The organism is Candidatus Methylomirabilota bacterium (assembly GCA_035936835.1).
Taxonomy (GTDB): domain Bacteria; phylum Methylomirabilota; class Methylomirabilia; order Rokubacteriales; family CSP1-6; genus AR37.
The window spans coordinates 39,342-64,293 of record DASYVT010000148.1; the positions used below are offsets into that span (position 1 = coordinate 39,342).

29 protein-coding genes are annotated in these 24,952 nt (G+C 70.2%); all 29 read right to left on the minus strand.

Translation table 11 applies throughout. The features are described 5' to 3' along the window. Window position 1 precedes the first annotated feature (1 nt). Window positions 2-295, minus strand: a complete 294-nt coding sequence (gene secG, locus VGV06_13420) for a preprotein translocase subunit SecG (protein ID HEV2056152.1) — start codon at window positions 293-295, stop codon at window positions 2-4. Between the two features lie 7 nt (window positions 296-302). Beyond that, entirely contained in the window at window positions 303-1,082 is a 780-nt protein-coding gene (tpiA, locus tag VGV06_13425; GenBank protein ID HEV2056153.1) for a triose-phosphate isomerase, read from the minus strand. Continuing rightward, complete coding sequence (locus VGV06_13430; protein ID HEV2056154.1) at window positions 1,082-2,269, minus strand: phosphoglycerate kinase; 1,188 nt, start codon at window positions 2,267-2,269, stop codon at window positions 1,082-1,084. The genes tpiA and VGV06_13430 overlap by 1 nt, the downstream gene beginning before the upstream one ends. A gap of 15 nt (window positions 2,270-2,284) precedes the next feature. Continuing rightward, entirely contained in the window at window positions 2,285-3,289 is a 1,005-nt protein-coding gene (gene gap, locus VGV06_13435) for a type I glyceraldehyde-3-phosphate dehydrogenase (protein ID HEV2056155.1), read from the minus strand. A gap of 107 nt (window positions 3,290-3,396) precedes the next feature. Continuing rightward, window positions 3,397-4,158, minus strand: a complete 762-nt coding sequence (locus VGV06_13440) for a ComF family protein (GenBank protein ID HEV2056156.1) — start codon at window positions 4,156-4,158, stop codon at window positions 3,397-3,399. Next, window positions 4,128-5,411, minus strand: coding sequence for a lipopolysaccharide assembly protein LapA domain-containing protein (locus VGV06_13445; protein ID HEV2056157.1), 1,284 nt, complete (start codon window positions 5,409-5,411; stop codon window positions 4,128-4,130). Before VGV06_13445 ends, VGV06_13440 begins: the two co-directional genes overlap by 31 nt. Before the next feature lie 23 nt (window positions 5,412-5,434). Further along, window positions 5,435-5,800 carry a TraR/DksA family transcriptional regulator gene (locus tag VGV06_13450; protein HEV2056158.1) on the minus strand — a complete coding sequence of 122 codons (366 nt, stop codon included), beginning with the start codon at window positions 5,798-5,800 and terminating at the stop codon, window positions 5,435-5,437. Window positions 5,801-5,873: 73 nt separating this feature from the next. Continuing rightward, window positions 5,874-6,245, minus strand: a complete 372-nt coding sequence (gene rsfS / locus VGV06_13455; protein HEV2056159.1) for a ribosome silencing factor — start codon at window positions 6,243-6,245, stop codon at window positions 5,874-5,876. Continuing rightward, entirely contained in the window at window positions 6,245-6,868 is a 624-nt protein-coding gene (gene nadD, locus VGV06_13460) for a nicotinate-nucleotide adenylyltransferase (protein ID HEV2056160.1), read from the minus strand. Before nadD ends, rsfS begins: the two co-directional genes overlap by 1 nt. An 8-nt stretch (window positions 6,869-6,876) precedes the next feature. Continuing rightward, the gene (locus tag VGV06_13465) at window positions 6,877-8,133 is read right to left on the minus strand and encodes a glutamate-5-semialdehyde dehydrogenase (protein ID HEV2056161.1); all 1,257 of its coding nucleotides are present in this window, start codon (window positions 8,131-8,133) and stop codon (window positions 6,877-6,879) included. A 2-nt stretch (window positions 8,134-8,135) separates the two neighbouring features. Further along, entirely contained in the window at window positions 8,136-9,278 is a 1,143-nt protein-coding gene (gene proB / locus VGV06_13470) for a glutamate 5-kinase (protein ID HEV2056162.1), read from the minus strand. Continuing rightward, window positions 9,257-10,276, minus strand: a complete 1,020-nt coding sequence (gene obgE, locus VGV06_13475) for a GTPase ObgE (protein ID HEV2056163.1) — start codon at window positions 10,274-10,276, stop codon at window positions 9,257-9,259. The genes proB and obgE overlap by 22 nt, the downstream gene beginning before the upstream one ends. Before the next feature lie 27 nt (window positions 10,277-10,303). Next, on the minus strand, window positions 10,304-10,561 hold the full coding sequence (gene rpmA, locus VGV06_13480) for a 50S ribosomal protein L27 (protein HEV2056164.1): 258 nt from the start codon (window positions 10,559-10,561) through the stop codon (window positions 10,304-10,306). Window positions 10,562-10,565: 4 nt separating this feature from the next. Next, window positions 10,566-10,877: a 50S ribosomal protein L21 gene (gene rplU / locus VGV06_13485; GenBank protein ID HEV2056165.1), complete on the minus strand. Its 312-nt coding sequence runs from the start codon at window positions 10,875-10,877 to the stop codon at window positions 10,566-10,568. Window positions 10,878-10,962: 85 nt separating this feature from the next. Beyond that, a complete protein-coding gene (locus VGV06_13490) occupies window positions 10,963-11,250 on the minus strand; it encodes a hypothetical protein (protein ID HEV2056166.1) in 288 nt (95 codons plus the stop codon). Window positions 11,251-11,277: 27 nt separating this feature from the next. After that, on the minus strand, window positions 11,278-11,829 hold the full coding sequence (locus tag VGV06_13495; GenBank protein HEV2056167.1) for a glycine/sarcosine/betaine reductase selenoprotein B family protein: 552 nt from the start codon (window positions 11,827-11,829) through the stop codon (window positions 11,278-11,280). After that, a complete protein-coding gene (locus tag VGV06_13500) occupies window positions 11,826-12,449 on the minus strand; it encodes an RNA polymerase sigma factor (GenBank protein HEV2056168.1) in 624 nt (207 codons plus the stop codon). The genes VGV06_13495 and VGV06_13500 overlap by 4 nt, the downstream gene beginning before the upstream one ends. A gap of 87 nt (window positions 12,450-12,536) precedes the next feature. Beyond that, a complete protein-coding gene (locus VGV06_13505; GenBank protein ID HEV2056169.1) occupies window positions 12,537-13,154 on the minus strand; it encodes a TetR family transcriptional regulator C-terminal domain-containing protein in 618 nt (205 codons plus the stop codon). Window positions 13,155-13,251: 97 nt separating this feature from the next. Further along, complete coding sequence (locus tag VGV06_13510; protein ID HEV2056170.1) at window positions 13,252-13,974, minus strand: dienelactone hydrolase family protein; 723 nt, start codon at window positions 13,972-13,974, stop codon at window positions 13,252-13,254. A 13-nt stretch (window positions 13,975-13,987) separates the two neighbouring features. Beyond that, window positions 13,988-14,872 carry a DUF2889 domain-containing protein gene (locus tag VGV06_13515; GenBank protein HEV2056171.1) on the minus strand — a complete coding sequence of 295 codons (885 nt, stop codon included), beginning with the start codon at window positions 14,870-14,872 and terminating at the stop codon, window positions 13,988-13,990. Continuing rightward, on the minus strand, window positions 14,869-17,304 hold the full coding sequence (locus tag VGV06_13520; protein ID HEV2056172.1) for a heavy metal translocating P-type ATPase: 2,436 nt from the start codon (window positions 17,302-17,304) through the stop codon (window positions 14,869-14,871). The genes VGV06_13515 and VGV06_13520 overlap by 4 nt, the downstream gene beginning before the upstream one ends. A 63-nt stretch (window positions 17,305-17,367) precedes the next feature. Then, window positions 17,368-17,649, minus strand: coding sequence for a metal-sensitive transcriptional regulator (locus tag VGV06_13525; protein ID HEV2056173.1), 282 nt, complete (start codon window positions 17,647-17,649; stop codon window positions 17,368-17,370). After that, the gene (locus VGV06_13530; GenBank protein HEV2056174.1) at window positions 17,646-18,434 is read right to left on the minus strand and encodes an alkaline phytoceramidase; all 789 of its coding nucleotides are present in this window, start codon (window positions 18,432-18,434) and stop codon (window positions 17,646-17,648) included. Before VGV06_13530 ends, VGV06_13525 begins: the two co-directional genes overlap by 4 nt. Window positions 18,435-18,515: 81 nt before the next feature. Then, on the minus strand, window positions 18,516-18,878 hold the full coding sequence (locus tag VGV06_13535) for a hypothetical protein (protein HEV2056175.1): 363 nt from the start codon (window positions 18,876-18,878) through the stop codon (window positions 18,516-18,518). After that, window positions 18,875-19,927 carry a cobalamin-independent methionine synthase II family protein gene (locus tag VGV06_13540; protein HEV2056176.1) on the minus strand — a complete coding sequence of 351 codons (1,053 nt, stop codon included), beginning with the start codon at window positions 19,925-19,927 and terminating at the stop codon, window positions 18,875-18,877. Before VGV06_13540 ends, VGV06_13535 begins: the two co-directional genes overlap by 4 nt. Before the next feature lie 24 nt (window positions 19,928-19,951). Beyond that, the gene (locus VGV06_13545; GenBank protein ID HEV2056177.1) at window positions 19,952-21,490 is read right to left on the minus strand and encodes an Rne/Rng family ribonuclease; all 1,539 of its coding nucleotides are present in this window, start codon (window positions 21,488-21,490) and stop codon (window positions 19,952-19,954) included. Window positions 21,491-21,560: 70 nt separating this feature from the next. Continuing rightward, entirely contained in the window at window positions 21,561-22,655 is a 1,095-nt protein-coding gene (gene rodA / locus VGV06_13550) for a rod shape-determining protein RodA (GenBank protein HEV2056178.1), read from the minus strand. Beyond that, window positions 22,655-24,466 (minus strand): penicillin-binding protein 2, encoded by a 1,812-nt coding sequence (gene mrdA / locus VGV06_13555; protein ID HEV2056179.1) that lies wholly within the window; start codon window positions 24,464-24,466, stop codon window positions 22,655-22,657. The genes rodA and mrdA overlap by 1 nt, the downstream gene beginning before the upstream one ends. Beyond that, complete coding sequence (gene mreD / locus VGV06_13560) at window positions 24,457-24,951, minus strand: rod shape-determining protein MreD (GenBank protein ID HEV2056180.1); 495 nt, start codon at window positions 24,949-24,951, stop codon at window positions 24,457-24,459. The genes mrdA and mreD overlap by 10 nt, the downstream gene beginning before the upstream one ends. Window position 24,952: the final 1 nt, after the last annotated feature.

A 24,952-nucleotide genomic window follows, 5' to 3' on the forward strand; every position in this document is an offset into this window, starting at 1 on the left:
GCTACTTCTTCTCCGGCGCGGGCGCGGGCACTGCCGGCGCGGAAGCCGGCATGATCGTCGTCGAGCGGTTGTGGGCCAGCACGGCCAGCGAGAACGACGTCACCATGAAGGCCACGGCGACCACCGTCGTGATCTTGCCGAGGACGGTCGGCGTACTCATCGAGCCGAACACCGCCTGACTCCCGCTGCCCCCGAAGGCCGAGCCGATGTCGGCGCCCTTGCCCGCCTGGAGCAGTACCAGGCCGATGATGATGAGGCTCACGATGACGTGGATGATGACGAGCAAGGTGAACATGCGCGGGTCACTCCTTCGATGATCCGCCCCTCGAGGCGGACTTCTTCGCGATGGTGATGAAGCCTTGCGCCTGGAGCGAGGCGCCGCCCACGAGGGCGCCGTCGATGTCCGGCTCCTGGCAGAGCGCCGCCGCGTTGTCGGGCTTGACGCTGCCGCCGTAGAGGATTCGCAGGGATTGGGCGGTCTCTTTCGAGGCGAGCTCGGAAACGAGCCCGCGCAGATAGCCGTGGACCTCCGCGGCCTGGGCGGGCGTGGCGTTGACACCGGTGCCGATGGCCCACACGGGCTCGTAGGCCAGGACGGTGCGCGCGATCTCGTCGGCCCCGAGGCCGGCCCACCCGGCGCGCAGCTGCCCCTCGACCACGGTGAAGGTCAGCCCCTGGCGCCGCTCCTCCGCGGTCTCGCCGACGCAGAGCAGCGGCTGGAGCCCGTGGCGAAGCGCCGCCGCGACTTTGCGGGCGATGTCGTCGTCGGTCTCGCGGAAGAGGTGCCGGCGCTCCGAGTGCCCGAGGATGACGAAGCGGCAGCCCAGCTCGGCGAGCATGCCGGGCGCGATCTCGCCGGTGAAGGCGCCCTTGTCCTCCCAATGGCAGTTCTGGGCGCCCCAGCCGATGGGCGAGCCCGCCAGCACCTCCGCCACCGCGGGCAGCGCCGTGAACGGCGGACAGAGCGCCACTTCCACGCCGCGCGGGCGCTTGAGCCCGTCGCGCACTCCCGAGGCCAGCTCCCGCGCCTCGGCGAGCCCGCCGTGCATCTTCCAGTTGCCGACGACGAGGGGTGTCCGCATCAGGGCGCCTCGCCGAGGGCGGCCACTCCGGGCAGCACGCGCCCCTCGAGGAACTCGAGGAAGGCGCCGCCGGCCGTCGAGATGTAGCCGATGCGGTCGATGACGCCCGCCTCCCGCACCGCCGCGATGGTGTCGCCGCCGCCGATGACGGAAAAGGCGCCGCACCCTGACACCGCGCGCGCGACACCGAGAGTGCCCGCCGCGAAGGCCGGCTTCTCGAAGACGCCCATCGGCCCGTTCCAGACGACGGTCTTGGCGCCCTGGAGCGCGGCGCCGAACTGGGCCACGGTCAGCGGGCCGATGTCGAGGCCCATCAGCTCGTCAGGGATCTCGCGCACGCCCACGGTCCGGACGCCGTCCGCGTTGTCGGAGGACGGCGCCACGACCAGGTCCACCGGCAGCCCCACCCGCACGCCGAGGCTCCTGGCGCGCGCCAGGATGCCGCGCGCCTCTTCGAGCCGGTCGGCCTCGAGAAGCGAGCGGCCGACGCCGTGACCCAGCGCCGCGAGAAAGGTGAAGGCCATGCCGCCGCCGATCAGGAGGGCATCCACTCGGGTCAGCAGGTGCTCGACCAGGGCGAGCTTGTCGGAGACCTTCGCCCCGCCCAGCACAGCGGCCACGGGCCGCTCGGGCCGCTCGAAGATCCGCCCCAGCGCCGCGAGCTCGCGCGCCATGAGCAGCCCGGCCGCGGCGGGCTGGAGGAAGAGCGTGATCCCCTCGGTCGAGGCGTGCGCTCGGTGCGCCGCCGCAAAGGCGTCGTCGACGTAGACGTCGGCAAGCGCGGCAAGCCGGCGCGCGAACTCGGGGTCGTTGGCCTCCTCGCCCGGGTGAAAGCGCAGGTTCTCGAGCAAGACGGTATCGCCCGGCTTGAGGGCGGCCGCGGCCGCCTCGACCTCGGGCCCGGCGCAGTCGGGCAGGAGGGGCACCCGTCGGCCGAGCAGTTCATCGAGTCGCGCGGCCACCGGCGCGAGCGAGTAGCGCGGGTCGACCTTGCCCTTCGGGCGCCCCAGATGCGAGGCGAGGATGACCGACGCTCCCGCCTTGAGGCAGTGCTCGATCGTGGGCACGACGGCGCGGATGCGCGTGTCCTCTGCGACGCGGCCGTCCTCGAGCGGGACGTTGAGGTCCACCCTGAGGAAGACGCGTTTCCCCGCGAGGTCCAGTTGATCGACGCTGAGCTTGGGCAAGCTGCCTTGGTCCGGCTACAGTGACTTCGACATATACCGGATGAGGTCCTTGACTCGGTTCGAGTAGCCCCACTCGTTGTCGTACCAGGCGAGGACCTTGACCATGGTGCCGTCGATGACCGCGGTGGACTGCAGGTCCACGATGGACGAGTGCGGGTTCCCGTTGAAGTCCACCGAGACCAGCTGCTCGTCCGTCGCGTCAAGGATCCCGCGCAGCGCGCCCGTCGCGGCGGCGCGGAAGGCATCATTGACCGCCGCCGCCGTCGTCGGCTTCTCGAGATCAGCGGTCAGGTCCAGCACCGAGACATTGACGGTCGGCACGCGGATCGCGATCCCGTCGAGCTTGCCCTTGAGCTCGGGCAACACGAGTCCCACGGCGGTCGCGGCGCCCGTCGTCGTCGGGATCATGCTGACGGCGCCCGCGCGCGCGCGGCGCAGATCCTTGTGCGGGAAGTCGTGGATGGGCTGGTCGTTGGTGTAGGAGTGCACGGTGGAAGCGAAGCCGCGCTTGATGCCGAAGTTGTCGAGCAGGACCTTGGCGACGGTGGCGAGGCAGTTGGTGGTGCACGAGGCGTTGGAGACGAGCTCGTGCTTGACCGGGTCGTACTTGTGCTCGTTGACGCCCAGCACGATGGTGATGTCGGGGTCCTTGGCCGGCGCCGTGATCACGACCTTCTTGGCGCCCGCCTGCAGGTGCTTGGTCGTCGTGGCTTTGTCGCGGAAGACACCTGTGGATTCGACGACGATGTCCACGCCCATCTCGCCCCATGGCAAGGTCGCCGGATCCTTCGCGGAGCAGACGCGCACCTCGCGCCCGTTGACGAAGATCGCCTCGCCCTTGTGCGTCACCTCGGCGTCGAGGATGCCGTGGACCGAGTCGTACTTCAGAAGGTGGGCGAGCGTCTTGGCGTCCGCCAGGTCATTGACCGCCACCACCTCGAGCTCCGGCGCCTGGAGCGCCGCGCGAAAGAACACCCGACCGATGCGCCCGAACCCGTTGACCCCCACCCGCACGCCCATGATGCGCTCCTTGGTGACGATTATTGAGGATTGGCGGCGACTTCCGCCTCACGAGAGCCCTGATTATAGGCGGGGCGGGCCGGGCCCGCAACGTCTTTGGGGGACGGTTAGAGGGCCCGGGCGACGGTCAGGACGCCGACGGCGGCCGCCCCTGCCCGGTAGAGGCTGCGGGCGCACTCCCCCGCCGTGGCGCCGGTGGTGAGCACGTCGTCCACAAGCACGACGTGGCGATCGGCGATCAGCTCGGGGCGGCGCACCGCGAAGGCGTCGCGGACATTCCGCCTGCGCGCCGCGGCGTCGAGATCGGTCTGGGGCTGGGTCGGCACGGCCCGCAGGAGGGCGTCGGCCACCACCGGCACGCTCCAGGCGCGCTCGAGGCGCCGGGCCAGGAGCAGCGCCTGGTCGTAGCCCCGCTCGCGCGCGCGGCGGGGATGGAGCGGGACCGGCACGAGGACGTCAGGCGCAGCGCCCGGCAGCGCAGAGAGACCCAGCCCGGCGAGGAGGTCGCCCAGCGGATTCGCCATCCCGCGCCGTCCGCCGAACTTGAAAGCGTGGATCGCCTCGCGCACGAGACCGCCGTAGAGCACAGCCGCGCGCGCGTACGCGAAGCCCGGCCGCCGGCCCCGGCACGCACCGCAGAGCCCCTCGATACCGAGCGGGGCGCCGCAGCACCGGCACCACGGCGGCGCGATCCGCTCGAAGCCTTCCCAGCACGCGCCGCAGAGCGGGTCGCGCCGGCCGGCGCCGAGCATCCCGTCGCAGACCGGGCAGAGCGGAGGGAAGACGAGGTCGAGGGCGGCGGTGACCCACTGCCGCCACTCCGCCTCCTCGCGGGGAGCTACGGGCGCGACGTGTTCCAGCCGCGGCATGACGGGCACCGGTCGATCCAGCGCCCGTGCTCGGCCCCGCACGCGCTACAGCGGTAGGGCCAGTCGAACGCGCCGCTGAGCGTGAGCGCCCGCCGGTATTCCTCGAACGCCTCTGCCGTCTGTCCGCGGCGCTCGAAGATCGCACCGAGGACGGCGTGGAGCCCGGGCAGGTTCGGCTCCCGGACCTCCACCTTCTGAAACTGGTCGGCGGCCTCGTCCAGCATGGCGAGCTCGAAATAGACGCGGCCGAGGGCGAAGGCCAGCGGCACGCTCTCCGGAGCGCGCGCGCTCGCAGCCTGGTACAGCGCGATCATCCGTGTCGGGCGGCCCTCGACCCTGTACGCCTGCTCGAGGCGGGCCAGGAGCGGAAGCTCCGGATGGATCTCGACCGCCCGCTCCCACACGCGGAGGGCCTCCCGGCTGTCGCCCGCCGCCCTGTGAGCGTCTCCTAGCGAAATGATGGCGGGCACGAAATCGGACTGGGAGCGGAGCGCGTCGCGGAAGCGGGCGATGGCGGCCTGAACCTGGCCCCCGGCGAGAAGCGCCCGCCCGAGCTCGTACTGGATGCCGGCCAGCATCGCCTGTTCCGGGCGCCGCTCGCCCGGGCCGAGGGCGACGAACCGCTCCTGCGCGCCGAGCGCCTGCTGCCACCGCCCCTCGGCCACGGCGAGATCGCGCAGGGCGCGAAGCGCGGCCACGTGGTCGTGGTCGCGGACCAGCAGGCGCTCGAGCAGGGCCGCGGCCTCCCCAGGGCGGCCCGTCCGCCGGAAGTCCTCCGCCGCCGCGAGCACGAGCTCGGGTCGCTCCTCGCCCCGGAGCGCGTCCAGGTGGTGGACCAGGGCCCCGTGGGCGTCTCCGCGCTCCAGCGCGAGCTCGCCCAGCCGCGCGTGCGCCTGCGCGTGGCCGGGATCCCGCGTCAAGAGCTCCTCGTAGATCTGGAGCGCCGCGTCGGCGCGACCGGACAGCTGGGCGTCCACGCCGCGGTGGTAGACGTCCCCGAGGGATTCGGCGCGCCGGGCCTCGCGCGCGCGCTGGTAGTCGCGGTAGGAGCGTCCGAGGTCGCGGACGAAGCCGAGGAGCAAGGCCAGCACCGCGCCGGCGAGGAACGCGCCAACCACCAGCGCGGCCAGCGGGACCTCCCAGGCCCAATCGGCGGCGACGGCTATGCTGACGCGCGCGGTGTTTAGTGAGGCGAGGTATGCGACGGCGGCGCCGAAACCGAGAGCAAGCAGGACGCCGATGCGGACGGACACGGCTTTAGGGCTCCCGGGCGGCGCTACCCGGCGGCGGTGCGCTCTTCTTCTTCGATGAGCCGCTGGCAGTCGATGCAGTAGCGGGCGAAGGGCAGCGCTTCGAGGCGCTTGTCGGAGATGGCCTCCCCGCACCGCTCGCAGTCGCCGAAGCTGCCTCCGTCGATCTTCTGCAGCGCGGAGACGACCTCTTTCAGGACCCGGCGGTCGCCGTTGCTCAGCTCGAAGAGGAACTCGCGGTTGTAGGACATCGCGGCCTGGTCGCCGAGGTCCTTCGTGGAGTCGTCCTCGGGACCCTTGGCGTAGAGCACGGTCTTGTCCACTCCTTCGGAGAGCTGGCGATGCTTCTCCTCCAGCTTCTTCTTGAACTGGGCCAAGCGGTCCTTCCTCATCGCTGTCTCCTCCGCGACACGGCGGTCCGGGGCCGGAATTAGTGGCGAAGGCTACCACGCCCTCCAGCGGAAATCAATCGCCGGCGGCCGCTCCCCGCTCCACGGAGAGGAGCGGCGCGTCGCCCCACAGGCGCTCGAGCGCGTAGAAGTGCCGCGTCACTCCGACGAAGACGTGCACGATGACGTCGACGTAGTCCAGCAGCAGCCACCCGCTCGCTGCGCTGCCCTCCTGGTGTCGCGGCCGCGTAGCCGCGCCCTTGAGCGCCATACGCACGGCCTCGACGATCGTGTCGGCCTGCGTCGTCGAGCGCGCGCTCGTGACGACGAAGAAGTCGGCGACCGTGGACAGTCCCCGGAGATCGAGGATGACGAGGTCCTCGGCGTTCTTGCCCAGCGCGGCGCGGGCCGCCAGGCGCGCGGTGACTTCAGCGGAAAGGGGTGCCATCAGGGTGCCGGGCGGTACAGGCGGTGCTCGCGGATGTAGGCGGCGACGGGCTCAGGCATCCGGTAGGCGAGGCTCCTGCCGTCACGCGCGCGGCTGCGCAGGTCCGAGCCCGAGATCGGCAGCGAGGCCGCGCGGTAGAGCACGGGTCCGTCCGCGCTACCGAAGGCGGATAGTCCAAGCTCGTGGAGGACCTTCTGGGCCGCCGGCGCCTCGGACTCGAAGTCGGCGCCCGTGCGCGGCACGACGACCAGACGCGCCAGGCGGGCGACCTCCCGCGGCTCCCGCCAGCTCAAGAGGTCGAGAAAGGTTTCCGAGCCGATCAGCAGATGGAGGTCGCCTTCACCCCGGAGCGCCTGGAGCGTATCCACGGTGTAGGAAGGTCCCCGGCGGTGGAGCTCGACGTCCGAGACGGCGAAGCGCGGGTGTAGGCTGACGGCCAGCTCGGTCATCCGGTACCGATGCTCCGCCGACGCCAGTTCGGCCGCGGGCTTGTGGGGCGGGACGGCCGCCGGCACGAAGAGCACTCGGTCGAAAGCCAGGGCCTCGCAGATCTCGTCGGCGAGGAGCAGGTGTCCGAAGTGGATCGGGTTGAACGAGCCGCCGAACATGCCGACCTTGGGCACCGGGGCCGCTACTCCCGCACCTGGCCGTCACCCATCAAGACGAACTTGATCGTGGTCAGCTCGCGCACGCCGACGGGCCCGCGCGCGTGCAGCCGCGAGGTCGAGATGCCCATCTCGGCGCCCATGCCGAACTGCGAGCCGTCCACGAGGCGCGTCGAGGCGTTGACGAGGACTGCGGCGGCGTCCACCTCACGAGTGAAGCGGCGGCTGTTCCGGAGGTCGGACGTCACGATGGCCTCGGCCAGCCCGGAGCCGTGGCGCCGGATGTGCTCGATGGCGGCGTCCAGTCCGTCGACGACCCGGATCGCGACGATATAGTCGAGGTACTCCGTGTCCCAGTCGGCGTCCGTCGCCGGCCGTGCGTCGGGCACGACAGCCCGCGTGCGGTCGTCCCCGCGCATCTCTACCCCGGCCTCGCGCATCCGCGCCGCCACCTTTGGCAGGAAGCGTGCTGCCACCGCGGCGTCCACGAGGAGGGTCTCCATGGAGTTGCACACGCTCACGCGCTGCGCCTTGGCGTTGACCGCGATGGCCGCGGCCATGTCGAGGTCGGCGCCGGCGTCCACGTAGACGTGGCACACGCCTTTGTCATGCTTGAGGACGGGCACCGTGGCGCGCTCGGCGACCAGCCGCACGAACTCTTCGCCGCCGCGCGGGATGATGAGATCGACGAAGCGGTCGAGCGTGAGCATGGCCATAACCGCCGCGCGGTCGGCGGTGTCCACAACCTGCACCGAGTCCGCGGGCAGGCCGGCCTTCTCCACCGCCTTGCCGAGCACGTTGACGATGGCGGCGTTGGACGCGAGCGCCTCGCTGCCGCCGCGCAGCAACACCGCGTTGCCGGACTTGAGGCAGAGGCCGGCGGCGTCCGCCGTGACGTTGGGGCGCGACTCGTAGATGAAGCCGATGACGCCCAGCGGGACGCGGACGCGCGAGATCTCGATCCCGTTGGGCCGGCGCCAGGCCTCGACGGTCTCGCCCACGGGGTCGGGCAGCGCCGCGATCTGGCGCAGACCCGCCGCCATCTCTTCGATGCGCGCCTCGGAGAGCGTCAGCCTGTCGATGAAGGCCGAGGTGAGCCCGGCGGCCCGTCCGCGTTCGACGTCAGCGCGGTTGGCCTCGAGCACGGGGGCCGTCTTCTCCTCGAGCCCGCGGGCCATCTGAAGCAGCGCCTCGTTCTTGGCGCGGGTGGAGGCAAGGGCCAGCGCGCGGGCCGCCTCCTTCGCCGCCCGCGCCTTCGCGGTCACGTGCGCCGTCACGTCCATGGTCAGCATCCTCCCGGGCCGGAGAGCACCACCAGGTTGTCCCGATGGATGACCTCGGCGAGCCCCTTGTACCCCAGGACCTTCTCGATCTCGGCCGTCTTCGCGCCGCGGATCTTCCTCAACTCGGCCGCGTCGTAGTTGACGAGCCCCCGCGCGAACTCCTGGCCGTCGGGCTCGGCCAGCGCCACGACCTCGCCGGCGCTGAACTCGCCCTGGACGCCCACCACACCCGACGGCAGAAGGCTCTTCCCCTTCTCAGTCAACGCCTTTCGCGCCCCGGCGTCAACGGTCAGCCGCCCCTGCGGCGGGACGGCGAACGCGATCCAGCGTTTACGCGCCGCCAGCCTGTCGTCGCGCGGCAGGAAGTGGGTCCCCAGCGGTTCGCCCTTGAGCAGGCGGCCCAGCGTGCCGGGCTCGCGGCCGCTTGCGATCACCATGGGGATGCCGGAGGCGCCGGCCTTCTGCGCCGCCTCGAGCTTGGTGGCCATGCCGCCGACCGAGACCCGGCCGACTTCGTCGAAGCAGAGCTTGCGGATCTCCTCGGTCACGGCCTCGACCGTCTCGATGCGGCGCGCCGAGGGATCGCGCCGCGGGTCGCCCGTGTAGAGGCCGTCGACGTCCGTCAGCAGCACCAGCAGGTCGGCGTCGATGAGGTGGGCGACGAGGGCCGCCAGGTTGTCGTTGTCGCCCACCTTGATCTCGTCCACGGCGACCGTGTCGTTCTCGTTGATGATGGGCAGCACGCCGAAGTGGAGCAGCGCCAGCAGCGTGTTGCGGGCGTTCAAGTACCGGCCGCGGTCGCTGATGTCCTGAGAGGTCAGAAGCACCTGGCCGACCTTGATGCCGTGGCGCTTGAAGGCCTGCTCGTAGTGCCACATGAGCGCCGACTGCCCGACGGCCGCAGCGGCCTGCTTCTCCGGGATCGAGCGCGGGCGGGACGTGAGGCCCAGCCGCGCAATGCCCGCGGCGATGGCACCCGACGACACGAGCGCGACCTCCCGGCGCTCGGCGACGAGCGCGGCGATGTCTCCGGCCAGCGCCGTGATGCGCTTGCCGTCGAGCCCTTCGCCCGGGCTCGTGATCAGGCCGCTGCCGACCTTGACCACGAGACGCCGCGCCCGTGTCAGCCCGCGGCGGGCGCCCATATGTGGCTCGTCAGGATCTTGGCAATATCGCGCAGCAGCCCGTCGAGCCCCAGGCCCGTGACCGATGAGATGGCGTGGAAGGAGAGCCCCTCGGCCGCGCACAAGCTCTCGAGCGCGCGGCGCCGCTCCTCGGTGCCGGGCAGCTCGGCCTTGCTCCCCGCCACGATCTGCGGCCGCGCCGCCAGCTCCCCGGAGTACGCGGCGAGCTCCCCCTGGATGACGCGCCAGTCCTCGACCGGGTCACGGCCGGAGCCCGGGTCGAGATCGACCAGGTGCACGAGGACGCGCGTCCGCTCGGTGTGGCGCAGGAAGCGGTGGCCGAGCCCCTTGCCCTCGGCGGCCCCTTCGATGAGCCCCGGCAAATCGGCGATGACGAAGGAGCGATGCTCATCCACCCGGACGATCCCCAGGCTCGGCTGGAGCGTGGTGAACGGGTAGTCCGCGATCTTCGGCTTGGCGGCCGACAGCCGCGAGACGAGCGTGGACTTACCGGCGTTGGGGAATCCGACGACGCCCACGTCGGCCAGGAGCTTGAGCTCGAGGTGGATCCAGCGCTCCTCGCCGGGGCGCCCGAGGTCGGCGCGGCGCGGCGCGCGATTGGTGGAGCTGGTGAACCGTGCATTGCCGCGCCCGCCGCGCGCGCCGCGCGCCACGAGCACGCGCTCGCCTGGCGCCGTCAGGTCTCCCAGGCGCTCGCCCGTGGCGCGGCCCGACACCACAGTGCCGAGCGGCACGCGCAGGACCGTGTCCTCGCCGGAAGCGCCCGTTTTGTTGGCGCCCTTGCCGTGCTGGCCGCGCTCGGCGGTGTAGTGCCGCTGGTAGTGGAAATCGAGGAGCGTGGTGATGGACGGATCAGCTTCGAGGAAGATGCTACCGCCGTCACCGCCGTCGCCGCCGTCCGGGCCGCCGCGGGGAATGAACTTTTCCCGCCGGAAGCTCACGCAGCCCGCGCCCCCGTCGCCGCCCTTGACGAAGACGTCGATCTCGTCGACGAACATCTCAGGCCCCGGGGACGCCGGGCGCGATCAGGCTGGCTGCTGGGCGATGCTGACGTACTTGTCGTCGCCCTTGCGCTCGAAGCGAACGTAGCCGTCGGAGGTGGCGAACAGCGTGTGGTCCGTGCCGAGCCCGACGTCGACGCCTGCCTTGAAGCGGGTGCCGCGCTGGCGGACAATGATGCTGCCCGACGTCACGAACTGCCCGCCGAAGCGCTTGACGCCCAGTCGCTGCGAATTCGAGTCACGCCCGTTGCGGGAACTGCCGACGCCCTTCTTGTGAGCCATCGCGCTATGCCTCGATCTTGGTGATGCGGACCGCGGTCATGATCTGCCGGTGCCCGCGGTGCCGGCGGTAGTTCTTCCTGCGCTTGAACTTGACCACGAGGACCTTGGCGCCCTTCTTCTCGGAGACCACCTGGCCCGTGACTTTCGCTGCGGCAAGCGCCTTGGGCTCCACGGTCACCCGCCCGTCGTTGCTGACCATGAGCACCTGCGTGAACTCCACGGGCGAGCCGGCCGCCTTGTCGAGGCGCTCGACCTTGATCACCTGGCCCGGGGCCACCCGGTACTGCTTCCCGCCGGTCGCGATGACCGCTTCCATTGCCCTCTGACCTCTCTTCGGATGAAATTTGAGCGAGCGCTCATGTGACCACAGGAGGAGCTCGAAAGTCAAGCAGGACGCGGCGTTAGCTGTTCGAGCCTTCGTGGAGCGGCTTGCCGCGCCACATGACCGGGGATGCCTCCCAGCGGTACGGCAGCTCGATGTGCCCACCGGGCGTCGTGATGGACGCCAGCGCGGCGAGCGCGGCGCGCAGGACGGCCAACTGCTTGTCGTGGTTTCCCGGCTCGCCCAGCATGCTGCCGCGAGGGAAGCGTGCGTGCGCCCAGCGGGGAGGCATGACGCGCCCGGTCGCCCCTGGGTTGTTGGAGAGTGAGATGGTCGGGATGCCCCAGGCCTCGATCTCGCGCTGCACCAGTCCGCCGGACTGGTGGCAGATGGGTCACACGGGTACGAGGAAAGCCGCGTCCGCGCCCTCGGCCTTGAGCCGCGAGGCGATCTCGGGCGCCATGGTCTCGGCGATGTCGGCCGCTCGGGTGCAGTAGCCCATCAGGCTGTAGTGGGTCGGCGTGAGTCCGCCGATCTCGCCGCACGCTTCGAGCTCGCGCAGCCGGTCCAGCGGGAAGATCGTGTTCATGTCCGCACGCGCGGTTTCGTGGGGGAAATGCTCGTGCGAGATGGCGAGCGTCTGGATCGCGGTCCCGGCCGGGATGGCGCGGAGGCTCCAGTCCCCGTCCGGAGCCTTGCCGTCGAAGGGCAGGTCGTGGCCCGTGCGATAGAGGCCGCCCGTGGTGACCACGCCGATGCGCAGGGCCGCGAGCGGCTTCGTCAGCGGCGTCCAGGGCGTCTCGGTGAAGGCCGGCCAGGGATAGCTCGTGAAGGCCGACGCGTAGTCGTGCTGCTCGATCAGCGGCGCGGCCCCGGGCCACCACGCGGCATAGCGTGATCGGAAATCGGCGATCCAGCGCGTATCCGCCTTGGCGCGGGCGGTCATGCGGCCGCCATGTAGCGCGAGAGGCGCTCGCGCAGGAAAAGGCGCGAGCGGTGCACGCGTGACTTCACCGCGGGCAGGCTCAGGTGCAGCGTCTCGGCGATCTCCGGGTTCGACAGCCCTTCCACATCATGCATGAGGAAGGCCGTCCGGTAGTCGGCCGGGAGGTCGTTGATCGCCGTCGTCAGCACCGTCCTGAGCTCTGTCTGGAGCGCCGGCTCCTCGACCTTGCCCGACCAGTCGGCGACCGGCTCGGCGTGTTGGCGGTGCTCGTCGAAGGCGGGCTGGAGATCGTCCCACAGCACCTCGTTGCGTCGGCCGCGCCGCCGGCGAAGTTTCTGGTACGCCGTGTTGGCCGTGATCCGGTACACCCAGCTGCCGAAGGCCGACTCGCCCTTAAAGGTGTCGATCTTGCGCGCTGCGGTCCAGAGCGCGTCCTGGACGACCTCCTCGGCATCCTGCTCGTTGCCGGTGATGCGAATGGCCAAGCGATAGACGCGGTCGCCGTAGGTATCGAGCAGCAGCTCTGGCGCCGCGGCATCGCCACGGCGCAGCCCTTCCAGGAGGGCCGCGTCGCGGTCGACGCGCGGGGCTCCGGCCGGCCGCGGCTCGGGCTCGGTCATCGTTTCCGCCTGTGGGAAGCTCATCATGACTCTCCTGTGCCCCGCCGTGCGGAGCACGCTTGTCGTCGTCGGCTTAAGACTGGGCGCTCAAGACCGGGAGTACAGGGTCAGGTGTCGCTTGAGCTCGTCCACGCATTGCTCCATCACCGTGATGTCCTTGGTCACCTTGCTCATGAGGATGGCGCCCTCGAGGCTGGCCACGAGGAAGTGGGCCGCCCCGTCGGGATTGCAGTCGGCGCTGAGCCGCCCGGACGCCTGGCCCTGGCGGAGCGATCGGGCCAGCGTCGCGCGCCACTGGACGAAGATCTCGGCCAGCCGCTGCCTGAAGCCCTCGTGGACGTCGGACAGTTCGGAGGCGAGATTGCCGATGGGGCAGCCTCCGACGCAGTTGCGCTGGCGCAGGTTGTCGAGGACACGGTCGAGGAAGCCGTGGATCTGCGCGACGGGATCGCGATCGGGATCGACGAAGGACGGTTCGAGGGTGCGCTCGAGAAAGCCGCGCACCAGCCGGTCGATGATGGCGTAGCAAAGCTCTTCCTTGCTCTTGAAGTGGTAGTAGAAGTTGCCCTTGCCCACGCCGCTCTCGCGGAGGACATCGTCGAGCGAGGTGCAGTGGTACCCCTGGAGGTGGATCAGGCGGGCGGCCGCGTCGAGGATCTGATCCCTCGTTGCCGCTCCCTTTGCGCTCTTCGTCTCGGTCAGCATGTGCCCGTCACGTCCCCTTGGAAATGTATTGTACCAAACGGTCAGTACAAGTCTAGATCATGACTAATTCCGGTGTCAATCTGGAATATTTATTCTTCTAAGTCAGATACTTGCTGAGCCAAGAGCGCATAGTCTCCCAGGCGTTCTGGGCGGCAACCGGGTCGTAGGAGGCCCGGTCGTTGCAGAAGAAGCCGTGCCCGGCTCCCTTGTAGACCTTCACCTCGGCCGTCTTCTTGAGCCGCTTGAGCGTCTCGTCCACGCGCCTGACCTGGTCCATCGGGATCATGCGGTCCGCTTCGCCAAAGAAGCACAGCACCGGGCACTGGATGCGGTCTGCCAGGTTGATCGGCGCGGCCGGCGTGTCGGCCGCGATGCCGCCGCCGTAAAACGGCACGGCGACCTTGATGGCCGCGGGGTGCCGGCACGCGGTGAGGAAGGCGATGCGGCCGCCGACGCAGAAACCTGTGATGCCGATGCGATCGCCCCGCACGTCGGGCCGGCCCTTCAGGTGCTGGATGACCACGCCCAGCTCCGCCATCAGGACGGCGTCGTCGAACTTCTGGATGTAGCCGATCGCGCGCGGCACGTCCTCGTATGGCACGATCGGGCTGCCGAAGCGGTAGAAGAGATCGGGCGCGATGGCGACGTACCCCTCCCGCGCGATGCGCTCGGCTACGTCCTTGATATGGGCGTTGAGGCCGTACGCCTCCATGACGACGATGACGGCGGGATGGGGCCCGGGACCTGCGGGCCTGCAGACGTAGGCCGGCATCAGGCCGTCGGCCGTGGGCAGCGACTCCATCTCGGTGCGAATGTCCATGAGTTCCCCCGCGCTAGAAGCTCAAGAGCTTGAGAAGGTCCGCCGTCAGGTCGTACAGCTGGGCGCAACCACTCTCGCCGCCCAACTGTGTCTGGATGCGCTTGCGCAGCTCCCCGTCTGCCGGCTGGCCCACGAGGGACCCGATCTTGCCCTGGGGCTCCGTGCAGATGCCCTGGTACGGCAGCCGCGAGGTGATGGAGTCTGCCGCGGCCACGGTTCCGTCTTCCAAATTTATCTCGACATGGAGGTCGAAGCCGTGGACGTTGTCGTGCATCGAGTGGAAGAGGTGGAGCCGCGATCCCGTGCGCACGAGCCGCATGACTTTCTTCCGCACGAAGATCCGTCGCGCACCGGGCGACGGGCTGTAGAGATCCGCGACCATCGGCGTCGAGACGACCCGCGTCTCGAGCAGCGCGCGGCCCGCGGAGCTGTAGGTGAAGCAGGAGCCGGGGAGATCGATCCATCCAGTAGTATCGAGGTCCCAGCAGGCGCGCGCGCCGCCGGCGGCCAGCCCGGCCGTCGCCTCGCGCGGGAGCTTGGTCGCCTGACGCGCGAGGCGCGCGATCTCGATACCGGCGTCTACGAGGAGCCGCGAGCCCGGCCCCGACCCCGCCAGCTCCGCCAGGCGCCGGCTGAAGCCCGCCACCATCCGCGCGCCGGCGAGCTGCCCGAACCGCTCGGCGGCCGCGGGATCCGCCGCGCCGTCGAGAACCCGCGCCACGGCCTCGCGCACCTCATAGCGCGGCGATGGCGTGCACACCGCCACGAGCTCCACGGCCGCGTCGTCGTCGGTGAGACGCACGGTATGAGTGAAGGCGTCGTCGTGCGTGTTGTCCACCCAGCCTTCCATGCTCCGCTCGTAGCCGTCGCGGCCGTCGAGGTACGGAGAGGTGATCACGTGGAGAGGTACTTCTCCGGATTGGCGTCGAACTTCTGCTTGCACCCCGCGGCGCAGAAATAGATCATCTGCCCCTTGTAGTTCGATTGGGCGGCGGCCTTTTTCGGGTCGACTTCCATACTGCACACCGGATCCTTCGCCATGGCGCGTTCTCCCTCCTCGGGCAGTGTGGTGTGGAAGCGCTTGAGCCTCAGGCTGTTGGCGACGACCGAGACCGACGACAGCGCCATCGCCAAGCCCGCCAGGATCGGCGAGAGCAGAATGCCCCAGAGCGGGTAGAGCGCCCCGGCGGCCACCGGCACCAGCACGATGTTGTACCCGAAGGCCCAGCCCAGGTTCTCCTTGATGATCCGGATGGTCCGGCGCGACAGCTCCACCGCCGTCACGACCCTATGGAGATTTCCCCTCATCAGCGTGACGTCGGCAGCCTCGATGGCCACGTCCGTGCCGGAGCCCATCGCGATACCGACGTCGGCCTGGGCCAGGGCCGGCGCGTCGTTGATTCCGTCACCGACCATCGCGACCAACCGGCCTTCCCCTTGCAGCCGCTTGATCTCGGCCGCCTTCTGCTCCGGCAGCACCTCGGCCAGCACGCGGTCGATGCCGGCCTGGCGGGCGATCGCCTCCCCCGTCAGCCGCGTGTCGCCCGTGAGCATGGCGACCTCGATGCCCAGCGCCTGGAGAGCCGCCACCGCCGCGCGCGCGTCCGGCTTGAGGACATCGGCCACGGCGACGAGGCCGTGGGTCTCTCCGGCGAAGGCGACGTACACGACACTCTTGCCCTCGGCGGCGAGCCGCCGGGCCACGGGCACGAGCCCCGCGACGTCGAGGCCGCGCGCCTGCATCATGCGCGCGTTGCCCAGCAGGATCCTCCCGTCGGGAGCCAGCGCGTCCACGCCCTGGCCTGGGACGGCCTGAAACTCACTCACCGGCGGCAGCGCGAGCCCGCGCGCCTTGGCCTCGGTGACGATGGCCTCGCCCAGCGGGTGCTCCGACCCCTGCTCGGCGGCCGCCGCCAGCGCCAAGAGGCCGTCGGCGGCGAAGCCGGGCGCCGGGACGACGTCGGTAACCACCGGCTTCCCGACAGTGAGCGTTCCCGTCTTGTCGAAGACGACAATGCCCACCCGGTGGAGCAGCTCGAGCGCCCCCGCGCTCTTGACGAGCACGCCCAGCTCGGCGCCCTTGCCCGTGCCGACCATGATGGCCGTGGGCGTGGCCAGCCCCATGGCGCAGGGGCAGGCGATGACCAAGACGCCGACGGCGTTGGCCAGCGCGTAGAAGAAGGAGGGCTCCGGACCCCACGCCCACCACACGCAGAAGGTAAGCGCGGCGATGACGAGGACCACCGGCACGAAGACGCTGGCGACGCGGTCGGCCAGCCGCTGGATCGGCGCCTTGGATCCCTGCGCCTCCTCGACCAACCGTATGATCTGGGCGAGCACCGTCTCGCTTCCAACGCGTGTGGCCCGGAAGGTGAACGCGCCGGTCCGGTTCACCGAGCCCCCGACGACCGCGGTCCCCGGCCCCTTCTCGACAGGAAGGCTCTCACCGGTGAGCATGGACTCGTCCACGGCCGATGCGCCCTCGACCACCTGGCCGTCCACCGCGACGCGCTCGCCGGGCCTCACTCGGAGCAGGTCCCCGACCAACACGAGGCCGATGGGCACGTCCTCTTCCCTGCCGGCCCGCACAAGGCGGGCCGTCTTGGGTCGAAGCGCGATCAAGCGCCGGATGGCCTCGGAGGTGCCGCCCCGCGCGCGCGCCTCGAGCCAGCGCCCGAGGACGAGAAAGGTCATGAGCAGCGCCGAGGCCTCGTAGTACGGCATGGCGCCCGTGGCCGCGAACACGCTGGGCCAAAGCGTGACCGCCACGCTGAAGAAGTACGCGGCGTTGGTGCCGATGGACACCAGCGTGTTCATGCTGGCGGAGCGGTGGCGCAGCTCCGTGAGGAACCCCGCGTGGAACTGCCAGCCCACCCAGAACTGGACCGGCGTCGTAAAGGCCCAGAGCAGAAACGGGTCGCGCAGCCAGTGAGGCGCCCAGGAGAAGACCTCGTGCATGCTCCCGAGCAGCACCGGGACCGACAGGGCGGCGCCCACCGCGAACTTGAGTCGCAGGCGCCGGTTCTCCCGCGCGCGTTCGGCCTGTTCGCGGTCGGCGGCCTCGGGCGTGGCCGCGATGTCGGCGGGCACGGTGTAGCCCGCCGCGGCCACAGCCCGGCGCAACGCGTCGAGCGAGGGCCCGCCGGCGCCCAGGCGGACAGTGGCGCGCTCGGTGGCCAGGTTCACCGCTGCCGTCTTCACACCCGGCACGCCCAGCAGCGCCTGCTCGACCTTGCCAACGCAGGCCGCGCAGTGCATCCCCTTCACGGGAAAGTCGAGCCGGGCTTCCTCTCCCGTCGTCCTCGCGGGCGTCTCGGTGGGCATCGTCATGGCCAGACCTCCATCCTACCGCCTTGGCATCCTACCGCCGTGGCATCCTACCGCCGTGGCATCCTACCGCCCCGAAAACCGGGAGAACACCTCGAGCAGCTCGTCCACCTTCTTCTGGCGGTCGCGCGTGCTGCCCGACCGGATGGCGTCGGCGACGCAGGACTCGATGTGGCGCCCGAGAAGGAGCCGCTGCACCTGCTCCACGGCGCCCTCCACGGCCGTCAGCTGGAGCAGGATGTCGACGCAGTACTTCTCCTCTTCCACCATGCGCTGGATGCCCTGCACCTGCCCCTCGATGCGCCGCAGCCGGCCGAGGGCCTTGACCTTCGTCTCGTCGTCAATCACGTCCGCTCCTCCGCGGCCGCCGGGCGCCTGGCGTCGAGACCCCGCAGCAGCCACCAGGCCGCGAGAGCCGCCGTCAGGTGCTTGAGTGTATGGCCGCTCAGCAAGTGTCCCATCGAAAAGATCGGGCCGTCCAGAACCTCGAAGAGCTTGGCGGCGCCGTAGATGGCGATGACACCCATGAGGTAGCCGCCGTGCGTGTAGCGCGCAGGGAAGAGCCACAGCGTCAGGGGTATCAGCGCCGCCGGCGCGAATTGCACGAGGGCATAGGGCCGCAGGTCGCCCGCGCCGTGGAGCTCGCCCGCGTACCAGTACGCGACGCTGCCCGCTCCAGCCAGGAGAAGCACCGGCAGCAGCGCGATCCCGGCGGTCACGCTCACGCGCTCGGCCACAACCGCGGCCAGGAGAGCCATGAAGCCGATCGTCATGGGCAGCCGGTCCCACAGGAGCCGCGCGTTCTCGGGCGCCCAGTGATAGTACGCCGAGCCCACGCCGGTGAGCGCGACGCCCGCGAAGAACAGCGCGTACGGCCAGCGCTCGCGGGATTCGACGAACGAGGCGGACGCGCCGACGGGGGCCATCAGGACCTGCCGGAGCCCCAAGAGCCCGACGACCAGGAAAGGCAGGTTGGAGAGCACCGCCCACCCGTTGGGGGCACTCGCGAGGGGGCGCGTGTCGGCAAATCGGTGATAGGCGGGATCCTGCGGGATGGGCGGCACGACACATGCGGCCGCCACCCCCGCGGCGGTGACGCCCAGCAGCACTCCTATCCGCGCTCCCCGTGTCATGGCATATACCCTACTGGGGTACTCTACCATGGGTCAAGGCGGGGGTCGCCGCGGCGCGCCCGGGGGCTGCTCGGCGCCGCGTCAGGCCGGCAGGTCTGGAAAGAGCGACGGCTGCGCTGGTCCCGCGGAAGGGCGCCGCCGGCTCCCCGACTTCGCGGCCTTACCGGCGCGAGCCGGCGCCGTGGCGGGGCGGCGCTCGCGCTTCGGCCGCGTCCAACCCTTCTGGTGGGCGATCTTGTCACCCTGCTTGATCAGCAGGAGGTCGACCAGGCGCGCCAGCGGGTTGGCGAGGAGCTCGAGGTACTTGTCCCAGTATCGCGGCGTGTAGGCCAGCGTCTTCATCTGCTCGGCCGCGAGCATGAGGGCGCCGCGGTCACCCTTTCGGGCCGCCAGCCTGAGCTGTTCGACAATGCGTGCCCGACTGATACGGGACGGGCGGGTCACGCGACGCCCAGCTCGCGGCGGATCATGCGCGCCGCCACCACCATCGAGCGGAGCTTGGAGACCCCGACCCAGCGCGGCGTCTCCCACAGCCCGCAGTCGGGCACGAGCCAGAGACGTGCTGCGGGGATGTGCTTGAGCGCCAAGCGCACGCGGTCGGCGACCTCCTCCGGCGTCTCCACCCGGAAGGCCTTCACGTCAATCACGCCCACGGCGACTTCCTTGTCGGTGGGGAACTCGCTCCAAAGCTCGATCTCGCTCATCTCCCTGTTCGCGTACTCGAAGACGAACTGGCTGACCCGCGCGTCGAGCAGCCGGGGATACAGCGGCCGGTACTGCCGTGGTGACACGAACGAGTTATTGTGCGCGTTCCCAAAGCACACGTGCAGGGCTGTCTTGACGGTGATCCCCTCCAGCGTCGCGTTGAGCGCCGCCACCATGGGCCCGGCCTCGCCTTTCAGGATGCGATGCTTGCCAGCGGTCATGACGTAGTTCGGCTCGTCCACCTGGATGAAGTCACAGCCCGCGGCCACGAGGGCCTTCATCTCGGCGTTGACGAGCGCGATGAGGTCGGCGATCAGGCTGTCCTCGGAGGCGTACGGCCCGCCGCGACGGAGCGGGATGAGCAGCGTGATCGGCCCGGGCACGGCCACACGCATCGGCCGGTCCGCATGCGGGCGCGCGAAGCGGAACTCATCGACGATGCCGAGCCCCTCGGGCGCGGTGATCCTGTCCACGACCTCGTACGGGCAATGGCTGTCGTAGTTGGGAGCGCCCAGGCGCCGTGGGATCGGCAGCGGGCGGATACCGGCCAGCCGGTCGTAGAAGCTGCGGATGAAGGTCACGCGGCGCATCTCGCCGTCGGAGATCACGTCCACGCCCGCCTCGACCTGGTCCCGGATGGCGAGGCGGACGGCGTCGTCGTACGCCTCCTGGAGGTCCATCGGTCCCAGGCGGTCCGCGGCGGCCGCCTCCCGCACGAGGTGGAGCCAGGACGGCAGCCCGTGGCTGCCGCACACGGTTGTCGGGATCAGCGGCATGGGGTCGGTCATGGCTCTCCTCCCGCGCGGCCCGCGCTAGCGGAACAAGAGGTCGTACTGCTCGCGATGGTACGAGGACATGCCCTGGACGACGACTTTGCGCGCGACCAGGCCCTGGAGGCGCTCGAGACCTTCGCGCTCTTCGGCCTCGATGTGGTGCGCGATCTCCGGGTGCGCGCGGATGACCACCTCGCGGCCGCCTCCCTCCCGAGCGCCCGCCTGGACCTTCCGGAAGATCTCGGCGGCGAGCGTCAGGTCGGACTTGACGGTGCCTGCGCCCTTGCACGTCGGGCACGCCGATGTCAGCAGGGATAGGAGCCCCTGGCGCACGCGCTTGCGCGTCATCTCGACCACCCCGAGCTCGGAGATCTCGAGGACGTTGGTGCGGGCCTTGTCGTCGGCGAGCGCATTCATCAGGGCCTTGAAGACCTGGTCGCGGTGCTCCGCGCGCTCCATGTCGATGAAGTCGATGATGATGATACCGCCCAGGTCGCGCAGGCGAATCTGCCGGATGACCTCGGTGGCGGCCTCGAGGTTGATCTTCAGCACCGTCTCCTCGAAGTCGCGCTTGCCGACGTACTTGCCCGAGTTGACGTCGATCGCGACGAGCGCCTCGGTGTGGTCGATGACGATGTAGCCGCCGGACTTGAGCCACACACGGCGCCGGAGCGCTTTGTCGATCTCCTTCTCGATGCCGGTCGACTCGAACACCGGCTGCGGCGCCTCGTACAGCTTGACGCGGGAGGCGAGCTGCGGCACCAGCGACTCGGCGAAGTGGAGGCACTTCTCGTAGGCCGCGGGGGTGTCGACGAGGAACTCCTCGATGTCCGGCGAAAAGAGGTCGCGAACAACGCGGAAGGTCAGGTCCATCTCCGCGTGCAGGAGCGACGGCGCGGGCGCCGACTCGAAGCGGCTCTGCACCTGGCCCCACAACCGCGTCAGGAACTGGATGTCGGCGGTCAGCTCCTCGGCCGGCTTGCCTTCGGCGACCGTGCGGACGATGAACCCGCCGGGCGGCGGGGGTAGGCCCTTGACGATCCCCCGCAGGCGGTCGCGCTCCGCGTCGTCCTGGATGCGGCGCGAGACGCCGACGTGGCCGCTCTGCGGCATATAGACGATGTAGCGCCCCGGGATGGAAACGAAAGAAGTGATCCGGGCGCCCTTCGTGCCGAGCGATTCCTTGGAGACCTGGACGAGCACCTCCTGGCCCTTGCGCAGGACCTCCTCGATGGGCGCCACGGCGTCACGCCGGTGCTCGGGCTCGCCCTCGCGGTCGCCCTCGCCGTCGTCGAGATCGGCCGCGTCCTCATCGGCGTCGGCTGGAATGGCGCCGGGATCCTCGCCGCGGTCGGCCGTGTAGTCGCCGGCGTAGAGGAAAGCGTCCTTCTGGAGGCCGATGTCCACGAACGCGGCCTGCATGCCGGGCAGGACGTTGGTGACCACGCCCTTGTAGATGTTGCCGACGATGGAGCGGCGGCCGGCGCGCTCCACGTACAGCTCGACGAGCTGCGTTCCATCCTGCACGGCGAGACGGGTTTCCGTCACGCCGGCATTGACGACGATACGCTTTCCCACGGCAGCAGTCCCCAGTTCGGAGGCGTGAGCCCCCGGTGCACGACAGGAGGCCCGCCAGAGGCGGGCCCGGTTACTGGAACTGCCGCATTCGAACCGAGAGGAGGAGCCCCAGCGCCATGAACGACGCGACCATGGACGACCCGCCGTAGCTCATGAGCGGGAGCGGGATGCCCACGACGGGCAACAGCCCCGTTACCATGCCCAGGTTGATGAGCGTTTGGGCGGCGAACAGGGCCGTGACGCCCAGGGCGATGATGCGCCCCCGGGCCTCCCGCGTGCCGACGGCGATCTCGAAGCCCCGCACGATCAGGACCCCATACGCCAGGATCAGCACCAGACAGCCGACGAACCCCCACGTCTCGGCGAATACGGCAAAAATGAAATCCGTGTGGCGCTCCGGAAGAAAGGCCAGCCGGCTCTGCGTCGCACCGCTGATGCCCTTGCCCAGGAGTTGACCGGAACCAATGGCGATTTTCGCCTGAATCACATTGTACGCCGTCCCGAGCGGATCCCGGAACGGATCGAGGTACACGAAGAGCCGGTCCCGCTGGTACGGCTTCAGCGCGAGCCAGGCCAGCGGCATGAGGGCGACGCCCGCCGCCGCCAGCGCGCCCAGAATCCGCAGGCGCACGCCGACGCCGAGCAGCACGGCTCCCAGCACCGGCAGCAGGACGAGCGCCGTCCCGAGGTCCGGCTGGCGGACGACGAGCGCGAAGGGAACCGCGATGAGGGCAATGATCCACCCGAGAGTTCCCCGAGAAGTCTGCTGGGGCGCGCGGCGCCACGTCAGCGCCCAGGCGAGCGTCAGGATGAAGATTACCTTGAAGAGCTCGGCGGGCTGGAACGTGAGCGGCCCGAGGTGGATCCAGCGCCGCGCTCCCGAGACCGTGCGCCCGAGCACGAACACCGTCACGAGCAAAGCCAAGCCGAGGAGGTACAGAGCCGGCGCGGCCCTGACGAGGCTCCGGTAGTCGAACGTCACGACCGCAAGGAGCGCCATCACGCCCAGGCCCACCCACATCAGCTGGCGCCAGGCGAGCCCTGAGCCGCCGCGCCCGAGCCCGAGGCTCGACAGGCACATGAGGCCCAGCAGGATGATCGCGAACGCGGCGCCTAACAGCGGCCAGTCCACGTTCTTCAGGAGCCGGCGGTCTACCCGCAGCATCAGCCGTCTCCGCCGAGCGAGACCATCGCGACCTTTTCGAGGAAGATCGCCTGGTAGATCTGCCGCGCGATGGGCGCCGCCACCTGGCCGCCCTTGCCGCCTCGCTCCACCAGAACCACCACGACCACCTCGGCGTCGTGCGCGGGCGCGAAGGAGGCAAACCAGGCGTGGTCCTGCCCCTTGGCGCTGTCGCTCTTGGCCACGCTCTGCGCCGTGCCGGTCTTGCCCGCGACCTCCACGCCGGGGATGCGCGCGGCGGCTCCTGTGCCGCCTTCGTTGACCACGCCCGACAGCGCCTGGCGCAGGAAGGCCCACACCACCGGTGAGAGGTCCACGCGCCCCGTCATCTTGCTGGAGGAGGAATAGGCGAGCGTGCCGTCCACGCGCTCCACGCGCTGGACGAGCCGCGGGCGCCAGAGGACCCCGCCGTTGGCGACGGCCGACATCATGCGCGCCACCTGCATCGGCGTCACGAGCAGCTGCCCCTGACCGATGGACATGTTGACGGTGTCGCCCGCCTGCCAGCCGCGGCCGTCGCCGCGTCGCCGACCGTCAAGGAATGGGACCAGCCCGGGCTTCTCGCCGCCCAGGTCTACGCCCGTCGGCGCCCCCAGCCCGAAGGCCTGGGCGTAGCGGGCGATGGCCGCCGGCCCGACCTTGAGGCCCGATTGGTAGAAGAAGATGTTGCAGGAGTGCACGAGCGCAGAACGCGTGTCGACGTGGCCGTGACCGCCTTCCTTCCAGTCCTTGAAGGTCCACTGGCCCAGGTGGAATTCGCCGTTGCAGTACGTCCGGTCCATGGGCGTCAGCGAGCCCTCCTGCAGTCCCGCCGCCGCGACGATGACCTTGAAGACGGACCCGGGGGCGTACTGGCTCTGCAGCGCCCGGTTCATCAGGGGCGTGAGCGGATCGCGGACGACCTTGAGCCAGTCTTCCTTCTCGAGGTTCCCAGTGAGGCGGTCGAGCGCGAACGCGGGGCTCGAGGTCATGGCGAGGACATCGCCGTTGCGCGGATCCATGACAACCACGGCGCCCGAGCGCCCCGTCATGGCCCGCTCCGCAGCCTCCTGGATCCGCCGGTCCACCGTGGTGATGACCTGGGCGCCCGGGTCGGGTTCTTCACGGCGCATGACTTGGACGGGGCGGCCGAGGGCATCCACCTCGATGCGTTCGCCGCCGTCGCGGCCGCGGAGGTACTCGTCAAGCATCCGCTCGAGCCCGCTCTGTCCGATCATGTCGCCGCGGCGGTAGCGCCCCTGCTTCATCTGCTCGCCGCTCACCTCCCGGACGTAGCCGAGGAGGTGCGCGGCGAACGTGCTCGTTGGGTAGACGCGCTGGGGCTCGACCTCGACAACGACACCGGGCAGCTCGAGCTTGCGCTCCTCGACCTTGGTGACTTCCTCGAGGGTGAGCCCGCGCCGCACGCGCACGGGGCGGAAGGAGTCGGGCGGGACGCGCTCGAGCGCCTCCTCGAGCTCGCGCATGGGAATCTTGAGCAGCACCGATAACCTCGCCAGGACCGTATCGCGGTCGTCCATTTCCCGCGGGATGAGCGAGAGGGTGAATGCAGGACGGTTGTCGACGAGGGCCAGACCGTTCCGGTCAAAAAGGATGCCGCGCGGGGCCGCGACGGGACGGATCCGGATGCGGTTCTTCTCGGACAGCTCCTGGAGCTTGCCGCCCTCGAGCACCTGGAGGTACCAGAGCTGGCCCAGCAGCCCGACGAAGGCGACGGCGACCACTGCGGCCAGCGAGAGGACGCGACGCCGCCACGCCTCCCGACGCGCCGTGGACTCGCCGGCTAGATCCACGTGTGCCTGCCGCGCAGCGTGTGCGCGAGCTCGACAGCGAGCACGCAGGCCGCGCCGAGGAAGCCGTTGTAGAGGGCCTGCGGCAGGATCACGTGGACGAGGAGCTCGCCGATCGAGGCCGGGAAGTGGAAGAGCTGCAGCAGTCCGAATCGCACGAGTCCTTCGGCGACGGTCAGGAGCACGAGGCCGGGGATCTGCACCAGCGGGTGCCCGACCCAGAGCCTTCCGGGCAAGAGGCCCATTGCGAAGCCCGCCAGCGCGCGGGAGAGCGCCTGCACGCCCAGGAGACCGCCGCCCGTCGCGTCCTGGAGGAGCCCGGCCGCGAACCCGACGAGGCAGCCAGCCTCCGGCCCGCGACGAAGCGCGATGAGCGCGGTCAGGATGAGGGGCAGGTCCGGGCTGACACCACCCACGCTCCACGACGGCACGACGCTCGACTGGGCGAGGCTGCCGCCGAAAGCCATCAGCAGGAGGGAGAGGCGCATC

Excerpts from the sequence above, each read along its gene's own strand:
- tpiA (HEV2056153.1), bottom strand. The coding sequence starts at position 1,082 with ATGCGGACACCCCTCGTCGTCGGCAACTGGAAGATGCACGGCGGGCTC.
- VGV06_13540 (HEV2056176.1), bottom strand. The coding sequence starts at position 19,927 with ATGACCGACCCCATGCCGCTGATCCCGACAACCGTGTGCGGCAGCCAC.
- rpmA (HEV2056164.1), bottom strand. The coding sequence starts at position 10,561 with ATGGCTCACAAGAAGGGCGTCGGCAGTTCCCGCAACGGGCGTGACTCG.
- gap (HEV2056155.1), bottom strand. The coding sequence starts at position 3,289 with ATGGGCGTGCGGGTGGGGGTCAACGGGTTCGGGCGCATCGGTCGGGTG.
- VGV06_13465 (HEV2056161.1), bottom strand. The coding sequence starts at position 8,133 with ATGGACGTGACGGCGCACGTGACCGCGAAGGCGCGGGCGGCGAAGGAG.
- rodA (HEV2056178.1), bottom strand. The coding sequence starts at position 22,655 with ATGCTGCGGGTAGACCGCCGGCTCCTGAAGAACGTGGACTGGCCGCTG.
- VGV06_13500 (HEV2056168.1), bottom strand. The coding sequence starts at position 12,449 with ATGACCGAGCCCGAGCCGCGGCCGGCCGGAGCCCCGCGCGTCGACCGC.
- VGV06_13440 (HEV2056156.1), bottom strand. The coding sequence starts at position 4,158 with ATGCCGCGGCTGGAACACGTCGCGCCCGTAGCTCCCCGCGAGGAGGCG.
- VGV06_13505 (HEV2056169.1), bottom strand. The coding sequence starts at position 13,154 with ATGCTGACCGAGACGAAGAGCGCAAAGGGAGCGGCAACGAGGGATCAG.
- rsfS (HEV2056159.1), bottom strand. The coding sequence starts at position 6,245 with ATGGCACCCCTTTCCGCTGAAGTCACCGCGCGCCTGGCGGCCCGCGCC.
- obgE (HEV2056163.1), bottom strand. The coding sequence starts at position 10,276 with ATGTTCGTCGACGAGATCGACGTCTTCGTCAAGGGCGGCGACGGGGGC.
- VGV06_13530 (HEV2056174.1), bottom strand. The coding sequence starts at position 18,434 with ATGACACGGGGAGCGCGGATAGGAGTGCTGCTGGGCGTCACCGCCGCG.
- VGV06_13450 (HEV2056158.1), bottom strand. The coding sequence starts at position 5,800 with ATGAGGAAGGACCGCTTGGCCCAGTTCAAGAAGAAGCTGGAGGAGAAG.
- VGV06_13495 (HEV2056167.1), bottom strand. The coding sequence starts at position 11,829 with ATGACCGCCCGCGCCAAGGCGGATACGCGCTGGATCGCCGATTTCCGA.
- secG (HEV2056152.1), bottom strand. The coding sequence starts at position 295 with ATGTTCACCTTGCTCGTCATCATCCACGTCATCGTGAGCCTCATCATC.
- VGV06_13510 (HEV2056170.1), bottom strand. The coding sequence starts at position 13,974 with ATGGACATTCGCACCGAGATGGAGTCGCTGCCCACGGCCGACGGCCTG.
- VGV06_13520 (HEV2056172.1), bottom strand. The coding sequence starts at position 17,304 with ATGACGATGCCCACCGAGACGCCCGCGAGGACGACGGGAGAGGAAGCC.
- rplU (HEV2056165.1), bottom strand. The coding sequence starts at position 10,877 with ATGGAAGCGGTCATCGCGACCGGCGGGAAGCAGTACCGGGTGGCCCCG.
- mreD (HEV2056180.1), bottom strand. The coding sequence starts at position 24,951 with ATGCGCCTCTCCCTCCTGCTGATGGCTTTCGGCGGCAGCCTCGCCCAG.
- proB (HEV2056162.1), bottom strand. The coding sequence starts at position 9,278 with ATGGGCGCCCGCCGCGGGCTGACACGGGCGCGGCGTCTCGTGGTCAAG.